The organism is Billgrantia ethanolica (assembly GCF_021404305.1).
Lineage (GTDB): Bacteria > Pseudomonadota > Gammaproteobacteria > Pseudomonadales > Halomonadaceae > Halomonas > Halomonas ethanolica.
Window position 1 is genome coordinate 793,716 of record NZ_JABFTX010000001.1, and the last position, 12,381, is coordinate 806,096.

General features: G+C 63.0%; 9 protein-coding genes and 4 tRNA genes. 11 read left to right on the forward strand and 2 right to left on the reverse strand.

Annotation, left to right across the window (positions count from 1 at the left end; genetic code table 11):
• Positions 1-28 precede the first annotated feature (28 nt).
• On the reverse strand, positions 29-907 hold the full coding sequence (gene folD / locus HOP53_RS03645; RefSeq protein ID WP_234268733.1) for a bifunctional methylenetetrahydrofolate dehydrogenase/methenyltetrahydrofolate cyclohydrolase FolD: 879 nt from the start codon (positions 905-907) through the stop codon (positions 29-31).
• Positions 908-1,118: 211 nt separating this feature from the next.
• On the opposite strand from folD, the gene HOP53_RS03650 reads away from it, so the two are divergent.
• The 11 genes from HOP53_RS03650 (at position 1,119) to HOP53_RS03700 (ending at position 11,592) form a co-directional block, all read left to right on the forward strand.
• Positions 1,119-1,195 (forward strand) — tRNA-Pro (locus tag HOP53_RS03650).
• Positions 1,196-1,262: 67 nt separating this feature from the next.
• Positions 1,263-1,339, forward strand: a tRNA-Arg gene (locus HOP53_RS03655).
• A gap of 91 nt (positions 1,340-1,430) precedes the next feature.
• A tRNA-His gene (locus HOP53_RS03660) sits at positions 1,431-1,505 on the forward strand.
• Positions 1,506-1,537: 32 nt separating this feature from the next.
• Positions 1,538-1,612: transfer RNA gene (locus HOP53_RS03665), tRNA-His, on the forward strand.
• 287 nt (positions 1,613-1,899) lie between these two features.
• Complete coding sequence (gene tig, locus HOP53_RS03670) at positions 1,900-3,258, forward strand: trigger factor (protein WP_234268734.1); 1,359 nt, start codon at positions 1,900-1,902, stop codon at positions 3,256-3,258.
• A gap of 91 nt (positions 3,259-3,349) precedes the next feature.
• A complete protein-coding gene (gene clpP / locus HOP53_RS03675) occupies positions 3,350-3,970 on the forward strand; it encodes an ATP-dependent Clp endopeptidase proteolytic subunit ClpP (RefSeq protein WP_234268735.1) in 621 nt (206 codons plus the stop codon).
• A 77-nt stretch (positions 3,971-4,047) separates the two neighbouring features.
• A complete protein-coding gene (gene clpX / locus HOP53_RS03680; RefSeq protein ID WP_010628479.1) occupies positions 4,048-5,325 on the forward strand; it encodes an ATP-dependent Clp protease ATP-binding subunit ClpX in 1,278 nt (425 codons plus the stop codon).
• Positions 5,326-5,476: 151 nt separating this feature from the next.
• Positions 5,477-7,882, forward strand: coding sequence for an endopeptidase La (gene lon, locus HOP53_RS03685; RefSeq protein ID WP_234268736.1), 2,406 nt, complete (start codon positions 5,477-5,479; stop codon positions 7,880-7,882).
• 176 nt (positions 7,883-8,058) lie between these two features.
• The gene (hupB, locus tag HOP53_RS03690) at positions 8,059-8,331 is read left to right on the forward strand and encodes a nucleoid-associated protein HU-beta (protein WP_234268737.1); all 273 of its coding nucleotides are present in this window, start codon (positions 8,059-8,061) and stop codon (positions 8,329-8,331) included.
• A gap of 240 nt (positions 8,332-8,571) precedes the next feature.
• Positions 8,572-10,389, forward strand: a complete 1,818-nt coding sequence (locus HOP53_RS03695) for a SurA N-terminal domain-containing protein (protein WP_234268738.1) — start codon at positions 8,572-8,574, stop codon at positions 10,387-10,389.
• Positions 10,390-10,536: 147 nt separating this feature from the next.
• Entirely contained in the window at positions 10,537-11,592 is a 1,056-nt protein-coding gene (locus HOP53_RS03700; protein ID WP_234268739.1) for a CobW family GTP-binding protein, read from the forward strand.
• A gap of 7 nt (positions 11,593-11,599) precedes the next feature.
• Here HOP53_RS03700 and HOP53_RS03705 read toward each other — a convergent pair whose 3' ends face one another.
• On the reverse strand, positions 11,600-12,361 hold the full coding sequence (locus HOP53_RS03705; protein WP_234268740.1) for a UDP-2,3-diacylglucosamine diphosphatase: 762 nt from the start codon (positions 12,359-12,361) through the stop codon (positions 11,600-11,602).
• Positions 12,362-12,381 lie beyond the last annotated feature (20 nt).

The window sequence follows — 12,381 nt, forward strand, 5'->3', positions numbered from 1 at the left end:
CGGAGCGATACACGTCTGTCAGGTCATGTCAGAGCGTGGCGAGTTCCTGCTCCATAGCATCGTGGCGCTCCGCGGCGTAGAGGGTGTTCTCCAGCAGCGAGGCGACGGTCATCGGGCCTACGCCGCCTGGCACCGGCGTGATCCAGGCGGCACGCTCGGCGGCCGGGGCAAATTCCACGTCGCCGACCAGCCTGCCATCCTCCTCGCGGTTGATGCCCACGTCGATGACGATGGCGCCGTCACGCACCCACTCTCCCTTGACCAGGCCCGGCTTGCCGACCGCCACCACCAGCAGCTCTGCGCGACGCACATGCTCTTCGAGGTTGCGCGTGAAGCGGTGGCACACGGTAGTGGTGCAGCCGGCCAGCATGAGTTCCAGGGCCATGGGGCGGCCGACGATGTTGGAGGCGCCGACAACGGTGGCGTCCATGCCGCGCACCTTGAGGCCGCTGGCCTGCAGCAACGTCATGATGCCCTTGGGGGTGCAGGGGCGCAGTACCGGCAGACGCTGCGCCAGACGACCCAGGTTGTAGGGGTGGAAGCCATCGACATCCTTGTGCGGCAGGATGCGCTCGAGGATCGGGCGCGCGTCGAGGTGAGCCGGCAGCGGCAGCTGCAGCAGGATGCCGTCGATGCGCGGGTCGGCGTTGAGCTCGTCGATCAGCCGCTCGAGACTTTGCTGGCTGGTGTCGCTGGGCAGGGCGTGCCTGAAGGAGAGAATGCCGGCCTGCTCGCAGGCACGATGCTTGTTGCTTACGTAGACGTGGGATGCCGGGTCTTCGCCCACCAGAACCACGGCGAGGCCCGGTATGCGCTTGCCCTCGGTGCGGCGCGTCTCGACCTGGCGTGCAACTTGTTCGCGGACCTGAGCGGCTATGGCCTTGCCGTCGATGAGTTGGGCGGTCATCGTTTCTCCCCTGTGGTGAATGAGTGAGCGGCGCTGCCAATGCCGACCGTGGGTTCTCGAAGGGGGCCGATTTTCGCATGCCGCGCCGTCCAGGCAAAGCGCAAAAGCCTCGCTGAGTCAGACGGCTATTGACCGCGAGAGATTCTCGCGTAGAATACGCAGCGCTCGACGAGGCCTGGTTGTTGGCTGTCGAGGGCCGTGCGAAGGCCGGCGGGGTGTAGCGCAGTCTGGTAGCGCGCCTGCTTTGGGAGCAGGATGTCGGGGGTTCGAATCCCTCCACCCCGACCACAACCTTTTGTTTCCGCTAAGGAAATGACGAATCAGGGTTGCGGTCAGACGCCATGGAACGTAGAATGCGCCCATAGCTCAACCGGATAGAGCAACGGCCTTCTAAGCCGTAGGTTGCAGGTTCGAGTCCTGCTGGGCGTGCCAAAGCTGCTGCCCGCGGCGGGTCTCCGGTACGAGTGGTTTTAAGGGTGTTTGGTGTCAGGTGTGAATTGCTGACGCCGGTAGTGTCGATATGGTGGATGTAGCTCAGTGGTAGAGCCCCGGATTGTGGCTCCGGTGGTCGTGGGTTCGATCCCCATCATCCACCCCATTCGACGCTTGAGGCACCTCATCTCTGCAATGGTGGATGTAGCTCAGTGGTAGAGCCCCGGATTGTGGCTCCGGTGGTCGTGGGTTCGATCCCCATCATCCACCCCATTGCAACTCTGTAATGCTTTCCTGTGGCACTTCTTGGCTCTATCTTTCCTGTCTTGTGGTTTCGTTACCGCTCATGGCGCTGTCAGGGCATTCGCTCGTGCGAGAATGATTCTGAATCGGGCGCTGGTCGTGGGACGATGACGAAATGCCTTTCAAAACGCCCTTGTAAAATGCCCATCGCGCCCCAACCAATGGGTGTAATGCTTGCCAGCGTAGGGCGGGATTCTTAGAATCTCTCTTTTACATTCATGCTTCCCAAGAACGCCCCTAGTGGTAGAGGACCATTCATGCAAGTTTCCGTCGAAACGACCTCCCAGATCGAGCGCCGCGTCACATTCCAGGTGCCGGCCGCCGAGGTCGACGAGGCCGTCGAGGCCCGCCTCAAGGACACGGCGAAGAACATTCGTCTCAATGGCTTCCGCAAGGGCCGGGTGCCCATGTCCGTGGTGCGCCAGCGTTACGGTCGCGGCGTGCGCGACGAGGTCGTGGGCGAGCTGATGCGTGAGCGCTATGTCCGTGCGATCACCGAGCAGAACCTCAACCCGGCGGGTTTCCCGAGCATCGAGCCCAAGGTAGACGAGAGCGGCAAGGACCTGGAGTTCGTCGCTTCCCTCGAGGTCTACCCGGAAATCGAGCTGGCCTCGATCGAAGGTACCGAGGTCGAGCGTCCGCAGGTCGAAGTCAGCGATGCCGATCTCGAGGAGATGGTCGAGACACTGCGCAAGCAGAATGCATCGTGGGAAGAGGTCGAGCGTGCCGCCGAGCAGGGCGACCAGGTCAAGATCGACTTCAAGGGCTACCTGGGTGACGAGCCTTTCGAAGGCGGCAGCGCCGAAGGTCACGATCTGGTGCTGGGCTCCGGCAACTTCATCCCCGGCTTCGAGGACCAGCTCGTCGGCGCCAAAGCGGGTGAAGAGAAAGAGATCAAGGTCACCTTCCCCGAAGACTACCAGGCCGAGCATCTGGCGGGTCAGGACGCCACCTTCAAGGTCAAGGTGCATGCGGTGAAGGGCCAGGCCCTGCCGGAGGTCGACGAAGAGTTCATCAAGCGCTTCGGCGTCGAGGATGGCAACGTCGAGAAGTTCCGTGAAGAGGTCAAGAAGAACATGGCGCGCGAGGCCAAGCAGGCCGTCGACAATCGCGTCAAGCAGCAGGTGCTCGGAGCCCTGAAGAAGGCCAACGACATTCCCGTGCCGCAGTCCCTGGTCCAGCAGGAAACCGACGCGCTCAAGCGCCAGGCTGCTCAGCAGTTCGGCCTGGGCGAGGACTTCGACGTGTCCCAGCTGCCCAACGAGCTTTTCTCCGAGCAGGCCAAGAGCCGCGTTCAGATCGGGCTGCTGCTGGCCGAAGTCATCAAGGCCAATGAGCTCGACGCCAGCGATGATGAGATTCGCGCCAAGGTCGAGGAGCTCGCCGAGCAGTACCAGGAGCCGCAGCAGGTCGTTGACTACTACATGGGCAACGATCAGCTCAAGACTCAGGTCAAGTCGGCTATCCTTGAGGAGAAAGCCGTCGACAAGCTGCTGGAGCAAGCGACCGTCAAGGACGTTGAGATGAGCTACCAGCAGGCTCTCGCGGCCGCTCAGCAGGGCGAGCAGGCCGAAGAGGGCGCAGATGAGGAAGGCGAGGAAGAGGCCAAGAGCTGATTCGGCGTCACGCCCCTCGACCTGCCGGCCGCGAGGGTGTGGCCGGCAGGTGCAGTCGCTTCCATTCATCGGATGCAAGGACATCACACTGATGAGCAACGAGTTCGAGACCCGTAACGCCGGCGGCCTGGTGCCGATGGTGGTTGAGCAGAGCGCACGCGGCGAGCGGGCCTACGACATCTACTCCAGGCTGTTGAAGGAGCGGGTGATCTTTCTGGTGGGTCCGGTGGAAGACCACATGGCCAACCTGATCGTGGCGCAGCTGCTGTTCCTCGAGTCCGAGAATCCGGACAAGGACATCCACCTCTATATCAACTCGCCGGGCGGCGCCGTGACGGCCGGGATGGCGATCTACGATACCATGCAATTCATCAAGCCTGATGTCTCCACGGTCTGCATCGGTCAGGCGGCCAGCATGGGCGCGCTGCTGCTGGCCGGCGGCGCAGCAGGCAAGCGCTATTCGCTGCCTCACTCGCGCATGATGATCCACCAGCCGCTGGGCGGATATCAGGGGCAGGCGGCCGATATCGAGATCCATACCCGCGAGATCCTGGGCATCCGCGACAAGCTGAACCGTATCCTGGCGCATCACACCGGGCAGGATATCGAGACGATTGCCCGCGACACCGATCGTGACAACTTCATGAGCGGCTCTCAGGCAACGGAGTACGGTCTCATCGATGCCGTACTGGATAAGCGGCCCACATCCTGATAGCGTGAAATCATACACGCTTCAACTACGTGATTAGCGGCGGCCGATCGGGCCGCCGAAGTGACAGAGGTACGCGAATGGCCGACGGCAAAGGCAAGGACGAAGGCGGCAAGCTGCTTTACTGCTCGTTCTGTGGCAAGAATCAGAACGAGGTGCGCAAGCTGATTGCAGGCCCGTCCGTCTATATCTGCGACGAGTGTGTCGACCTGTGCAACGACATCATTCGCGAGGAAGTTCTCGATGCCGATGCCGAGAGCGATGAGGAGCGCCTGCCCGTTCCCCGCGAGATTCGTCGCACCCTGGACGAATACGTCATCGGTCAGGATCGCGCCAAGACGGTGCTGTCCGTGGCCGTATACAACCACTACAAGCGTCTGCGCGCCGGCATCAAGGGCGACGACGTCGAGCTCGGCAAGTCCAATATTCTGCTGATCGGTCCTACCGGCAGCGGCAAGACGCTGCTGGCCGAGACCATGGCACGCCTGCTCAACGTGCCCTTCACCATCGCCGACGCCACCACCCTGACCGAAGCGGGTTACGTTGGTGAGGACGTCGAGAACATCATCCAGAAGCTGCTGCAGAAGTGCGACTACGATGTAGAGAAGGCCCAGCGCGGCATCGTCTACATCGACGAGATCGACAAGATCTCGCGCAAGTCGGACAACCCCTCGATCACCCGCGACGTGTCGGGCGAGGGCGTGCAGCAGGCACTGCTGAAGCTGATCGAGGGTACCACGGCTTCCGTGCCGCCGCAGGGAGGGCGCAAGCACCCCCAGCAGGAGTTTCTGCAGGTGGACACCGGTAACATCCTGTTCATCGTGGGGGGCGCCTTCGCCGGCCTCGACAAGGTCATCCGTGACCGCGCCGAGAAGGGCGGTATCGGCTTCAGCGCCGTGGTCAAGAGCAAGGACGAGACCAAGGGCGTGGGCGACCTGCTCGCCGACGTCGAACCGGAGGATCTGGTCAAGTTCGGCCTGATTCCCGAGTTCGTCGGTCGTCTGCCGGTGATTGCCACCCTCACCGAGCTCAACGAAGACGCGCTGATTCAGATCCTGACCGAGCCCAAGAACTCCCTGGTCAAGCAGTACGCCCGCCTGTTCGACATGGAAGGCGTGGAGCTGGAGTTCCGCGAGGACGCGCTGCGTGCGGTGGCGGCCAAGGCCATGGCGCGCAAGACCGGGGCGCGTGGCTTGCGCTCCATCCTCGAGTCGGTTCTGCTCGACACCATGTACGAGATTCCCTCCATGGAGGGGGTGACCAAGGTGGTCATCGATGCTTCGGTCATCGCCGGGGACAGCGAACCGCTGCTGATCTATTCCCAGCAGGACCAGCGGGTTGACGGCACCGACGGCTGAGACCGTCCGGCAGTTGCCGTCACGCCCGTGACGAAAAGGGGTCGCTCGGGCGGCCCCTTTTTCATGCAGGTCGACCGCGCCCCCTTGCAAAGGGGGTGTGCTGCCCCCACACCCCCTGTATTCACCGATTTCTGTTTGAGGAACGTCTGCGATGCAGCAGAACGCCGTTCAGACTCTCAGTCTGCCCCTCCTGCCACTGCGCGACGTGGTCGTATATCCGCAGATGGTCATTCCCCTGTTCGTCGGCCGGGAGAAGTCGATCCAGGCGCTCGACGCCGCCATGGCTGCCGACAAGCGCGTATTGCTGGTAGCCCAGCGCGAAGCCGGCCAGGACGATCCCGGTACCGACGACCTCTTCACCATCGGCACCATTGCCGAGATCATGCAGTTGCTCAAGCTGCCGGATGGCACCGTCAAGGTATTGATCGAGGGTGTCTCACGGGCCGACCTGCGCGAGGTCCACCATGCCGACGGCGGACACAGCATGGCGGATGCGGTGCTGCGCGACAGCGAGCCCTTGACGGAGCGTGAGCAGGAGGCGCTGGTACGCGTGCTGCTCAATCAGTTCGAGCAGTACGTCAAGCTGTCCAAGAAGGTGCCCAACGAAGTTCTCAACTCGCTCTCGGGCATCGAGGACCCCAGCCGTCTGGTCGATACCATCTGCGCTCACCTCTCGCTCAAGATCCACGACAAGCAGCAGCTGCTGGAAATGGATCGCGTGCGTGACCGTATCGAGCATCTGATGGCGCTGATCGAGTCGGAAATCGACCTGCTCCAGGTGGAGAAGCGTATCCGCTCGCGGGTCAAGGACCAGATGGAGAAGTCCCAGCGCGAGTACTATCTCAACGAGCAGATGAAGGCCATCCAGAAGGAGATGGGCGAGCTCGAGAACGTGCCCAATGAGGCCGAGAAGTACGAGGCTGCCATCGAAGAGTCGGGCATGCCCAAGGAGGCGTGGGAGAAGGCGCTGCAGGAGCTGGGTAAGCTCAAGATGATGTCGCCGAGCTCGGCGGAAGCCACGGTGGTGCGCTCCTACCTTGATTGGATGGTGGGCGTGCCGTGGAAGAAGCGCACCCGGGTCAAGCACGACCTGCCGCATGCTCACAAGGTGCTCGACGAGGATCACTACGGCCTCGAGGAGGTCAAGGAGCGCATCCTCGAATATCTGGCCGTGCAGAAGCGAGTCAAGAAGCTCAAGGGTCCCGTGCTGTGTCTGGTGGGGCCGCCCGGAGTGGGCAAGACCTCGCTCGGCCAGTCGATCGCACGCGCCACCAACCGCAAGTACGTGCGCCTTGCGCTCGGCGGCGTGCGTGACGAATCCGAGATCCGCGGCCATCGCCGCACCTACATCGGTTCGCTGCCAGGCAAGCTGATCCAGCGCATGAGCAAGGCCGGGGTGAAGAACCCGCTGTTCCTGCTCGACGAAGTCGACAAGCTCGGCATGGACCACCGCGGTGACCCCGCCTCGGCGCTGCTGGAAGTGCTCGATCCGGAGCAGAACGACAAGTTCAACGATCACTATCTGGAGCTCGATTACGATCTCTCGGAGGTGATGTTCATCTGTACCGCCAACTCGATGAACATTCCCGGTCCGCTGCTGGACCGCATGGAGGTGATTCGGCTGCCGGGTTACACCGAGGACGAGAAGCTCGCCATTGCCCGGCGCTACCTGGTGCCGAAGCAGCTCCGGGCGGCCGGCTTCAAGGAGGACGAGCTCGCCTTTTCCGATGAGTCGCTGCTGGAGCTGATTCGCTACTACACTCGCGAAGCGGGCGTGCGCGAGCTCGAGCGGCAGATCGCCAAGGTATGCCGCAAGGTGCTTCGCGAACGGCTCGAATACGAAGGCAAAGGAGCTCAGGCGCCGGTGTTCCTCGCCGCAGCCGACATAGAGAAATATGCCGGGGTGCGTCGTTACAGCTACGGTCTGGCCGACAAGGAGGACCAGGTGGGGCGCGTGACCGGCTTGGCCTGGACCTCGGTTGGCGGGGAGCTGCTGAACATCGAGTCGGTGGTTACTCCCGGCAAGGGCCGTATCAACAAGACCGGCTCGCTGGGCGACGTGATGAAGGAGTCGGTCAGCGCGGCGCATACCGTGGTGCGTGCTCGCGCCGAGTCGCTGGGCATCGAGCCCGAGCGCTTCGAGAAGGAAGACCTGCATATTCACGTGCCGGAAGGTGCTACGCCCAAGGACGGTCCCAGCGCCGGCATCGCCATGGTGACTGCTATGGTCTCCGCCTATACCGGACGACCCATTCGCTGCGATCTGGCCATGACCGGCGAGGTGAATTTGCGTGGCGAGGTGATGCCGATCGGAGGGTTGAAGGAGAAATTGCTGGCGGCACGGCGCGGTGGTATAAAGATCGTGCTAATTCCGGAAGAGAACCGCCGTGACCTCAAGGAGGTTCCGGATAATATCAAGGATGCGCTGGATATCCGGCCAGTCCGTTGGATCGACGAGGTACTGGCGTCGGCGCTGGTTGCAAATTCCGATACCAGCGGGGAAGAATCCCGAACGGATGATTCGGCTTCTTCTTCAACGATGATCAGTACACATTAACGATAATTGCCGTGCCATTTCGAGAAGAAAACCTCGCTATGGCGCGGCTTGGCGCCGCAGTTGCTTGACACCTCTTTTACAGCATTGCTATAAACTGCCAGCCGTGCTGTGATCGTGTTGCCGGGCGAAAGGCACGCCGATTAGAGCCATTTACTGAAACCGTCAAGGGGTGAAGTGTGAACAAATCCGAGCTGATCGAAGCCATCGCCGCGTCTGCCGATATTCCTAAGGCTGCTGCGTCTCGTGCACTGGATGCCATGGTCGATACCGTTACCGAGAGCCTCAAGAAAGGGGATAGCGTTTCACTCGTCGGGTTTGGTACTTTCTCGGTGAAGGAGCGTGCCGCCCGTACTGGCCGCAACCCGCAGACCGGCCAGCCGATCCAGATCAGTGCAGCCAAGGTGCCGTCCTTCAAGGCTGGCAAGGCGCTGAAGGACTCCGTCAACTGAGTCAACGGATTGTTTGCTCCGTCAGCCCGGTAGCGGGCGACCAAGCGTCGGAAGCAAACCATCAGGCGCATCGCTTTGGCGATGCGCCTTATTTTTTGGTGGATGCGTCTAATGGGCGGCGTTGCCGGGAGCGACTTCCGGCATCGCTGACGAGCCGCGCGGTACAGCCATGGTCCGCGAGGCCTGGCCACCGTATAATATGGCCCCACTGCCAGCCAACAATCAGTTACCGAGGCCTGCATGCTGCAAAGTATTCGTGACCGCTCCAGGAGTTGGGGTGCCAAGATCATCGTGGGTGCCGTGGTCGTCACCATGGCGCTGTTCGGTGTCGAGTCCCTGGTGGGGCTGTTCGGTGGTGGTGGCGACGAGGTCGCCAAGGTCAACGGCCAATCCATCACTCGCCAGGAGCTGGAGATGGAGGTGCAGCGTGCGATCCGCTCCGGTCAGGTGCCGCCCGAGCAGGAGCGGGCTCTGCGCGGCCAGGTACTCGACGAGATGATCGGCGAGCGCCTGTTACTCGCCTTTGCCGAGGATGGCGGGCTTTATCTCTCCGATGAGCAGCTCGACCAGGTCATCGTGACCTTGCCCGAGTTCCAGGATCAGAGCGGCCGCTTCGATACCGACCTGTTCCGCAATCGTCTGGCCAGTGCTGGCTTTACGCCGACCGCTTTCCGCGCCGCACTTCGCATCGACCTCAAGCGTCAGCAGTTGCAGCAGGGTCTGGCGCTTAGCGACTTCGTCCTCGACGGCGAGCGCGAAAGCCTGGCGGCGCTGCAGGCTCAGGTGCGCAGCTTCCGCTACCATGCGCTCGGCGCAGATGCGCTCGACGAGCCGGTGGAGGTCAGCGAGGAGGAGCTGCTCGCCTACTACGAAGAGCATCGCGAGAACTACCAGCGGCCGGAACAGGTACGCCTTGAGTACGTGGTCGTCGATCGCCAGGAGATGGCCGGCCAGGTCGAGGTGGATGAGGAGGCACTGCGTCAGGAGTGGCAGAACCGCGGTCGAGACGCCGATCGGCGCGTTTCCCACATCATGGCCACGCACGATGGCGAGCGCACCCGTGAAGAAGCCGTGGAGCGACTGGAAGCCGTTCGCCAGCGACTGGCCGAGGGCGATGACTTCGAGGCCCTGGCGCTCCAGTACTCCGACGATCCTGCGTCCGCCGAGCAGGGCGGCGATCTCGGCGTGATCAGTCGTGGCTTCTTCGGCGATGCCTTCGACGACGCGGCCTTCTCGCTCGCTCCCGGCCAGGTCTCCGGCATCGTGGAAACCAGCAGCGGCCTGCACCTGATCAAGGTCACGGGGCTTGACCAACCGTCCCTCGATGAGATGCGCGACGATATCGCCCGTGAACTGGCGCTCGATCAGGTCACCGGCGATTTCAACCGTCGCGTTCAATCCTTGATCGATGAGAGCTTCGCTGCCGATGACCTGGCCAGCGTGGCCGATGGGCTGGAGCTCGAGCTCCACGAAACCGACTGGGTGTCGCGTGAGGGCGGCGAGGGCATACTCTCCGAGCCGGGCGTGATGAGTGAGGCGTTCAGCGAGGATGTGCTGGTCGAGGGCTTCAACAGCGAAGTCATAGAGCTCGACGACGATCGTCGCATGGTGTTGCGGGTCGCCGAGCATCGCGAGGCCACCGTGCTGCCGCTCGAAGAGGTGCGCGAGCGTGTGGCGGCATCCGTAACCCGCATTAAGCAGCGTGAGAGGCTGCTCGACGTGGCGCGCCAGCAGGTGGAACGTCTTCGCGCCGGAGAGGAGCTGGAGCTTGACTGGCAGCAGGTCGAAGGGGCCACCCGCCAACGGGACAATGTGCCGCGTTCCGTGCTCCAGGCCGCCTTCCGACTGCCGCATCCCGAGGCGGGCGAGGCTGTGTTCGGCCACACCAGCGACGGGGAGAGGGTCATCCTGATCGCCCTGGATGAAGTCGCCAGCGGCGAGCCGGACGAGCAAGTCGATGCCTTCGTAGCACGAATGGCTGAACAGCTGCGCGCTCAAGCAGCCGTTGAGGGACTGCGCAGCCATCTACGGGAGACGTCTGAGATCACCCGTCGCTGAGTGCGTCTGCTTGTCATGCAAGACCGGTAAGGGGGCAATGCCCCCTTACCTATACCATCGTTTTATACCGTTATCTTCCTCTCTATAAGTTGCGGCCTTGGCTGATCTTTGTGTTATTCTATAACAATAAGTTCCACAGGAGCGCTCATGGCCACGACGCCGCTAAGATCGATACCCGTACATCTCTTCACCGGTTTTCTGGGTAGCGGCAAGAGCACGCTGATACGCCGTCTGATCGAGCACAAGCCGGCTGGCGAGCGGTGGGCGGTACTGATCAACGAGTTCGGTCAGGTCGGCATCGATCAGACGATGTTCGAGTCGCGGGACGACGTGATCGTGAAGGCGCTTCCCGGTGGCTGCCTATGCTGCCAGCTGGCTTTCGTGCTGCAGGCCACGCTGGTCAACCTGCTACACCGTCATCGCCCCGACCGGCTGCTCATCGAGCCCTCGGGGCTCGGGCATCCTGCCGGTCTGCTCGATACGCTGCGCAGCGAAGCCTTTGCCGACGTGCTGGTGGTGCAGGACATTGTGGCGCTGCTCGATCCGGCCCGGCTCGACGATCCCCGGGCGCGCGAGCACGACACCTTCAACGACCAGTTGACCATGGCCGACGCCGTCGTCTTGACCATGACCGACCGTGCCGGGCCGCAGGCGGTTGCCGCTGCCGAAGCCTTCGTGCAGCAGCTCTGGCCGCCCAAGAAGTGGGTAGCATACGCTGCCCATGGCGAGCTGGATGTGAACGTGTTGATGGAAAGTGGCTGCCACCACTCACCGGCGGCTGGGAGCGTGAACGATCGACATGCGTCGCTGCGCGATCCTGGCGCTCAGATGCTGGTGCTGGATGAGTTCGTTACGCAGGCGCCTCAGCCAGGCCACCCGGAGGCGGCGAGCGGCCAGGCCCTGGGCTACCACACGCTGGGATGGCGCTGGAGTCCCGCTGAGGTGTTCGATCTCGACCGCCTGACCCTGGTGCTGGATCGCTTGCCGTCGGGGCTGCGCGTGAAGGGAGTGCTGCATACCGATGCGGGGTGGCGGCTCTACAACCGGGGCGAGGGGGCAGCGAGCCTGACTGTCAGTGCCTGGCGTCAGGACTCGCGCCTGGAGGTTATCGGCGAGGCGGCAGTAATGCCGCCGGCAGATGACCTTCTCGCCGCCATTCACGCCTGTCGTGTCAGCGGCGAAGAGGTCGATGCGCTGCCTTGAGCTGGCTTCAGAGAGCGATTTCCCGCAGGGTGGGGTCCCCATCGGGGCCGATCTCGATTTCCCAGCCCTTACCGGGCTGCCAATCGCCCAGCACGATACGGCGACCCGAGAGATCGTCGACCTCGAGCTCATGCACGGCGGGGCGGTGGGTGTGGCCGTGGATCAGGGTCGTCACGCCGTAGTCGCGCATGGTGCGCACGACTTCCTCCGGAGTGACGTCCATGATGTCCTCGGCCTTGTTCGAGGTCGCTTCGCCGGACTGCTGACGCAGGGCGGTGGCCAGCTGCAGGCGGTCGGCCAGCGGCATGGCCAGCACCTGCTCCTGCCAGGCCTGGCTGCGGGCCTGTTCGCGAAAGGTCATGTAGGCCTCGTCGCGAGTGCATAGGCTGTCGCCGTGCATCAGCAGTACCGGCTCGTCGGCGAAGCGCAGCACCGCCGGATCGGTGACGAGCTTGGCCCCGCAGGCGGCAGCGAAGCGGTGGCCGAGCAGGAAGTCGCGGTTGCCGTGCATCAGGTAGATCTGGGTGCCCTCGTCGCTCAGGCGGCGCAGGGCGGCGGCCACTCTCAGGGCCAGCTTGCCGGTGCCGCTGGGATCCTGGTCAGCGTGATCGAGCAGATCGTCGCCGATCCAGGCCTCGAAGAAGTCACCCAGAATGTAGAGTGCATCGACGCCGCGGGCTCTGCGCTCGAGCCAGCCGAGGAACCCTTCGGTGACCTCGGGCGCACCGGGGTGCAGATGCAGGTCGGAGATCAGCAGGGTAGAACTCATGAGCTATCCCGTGGTTGGCT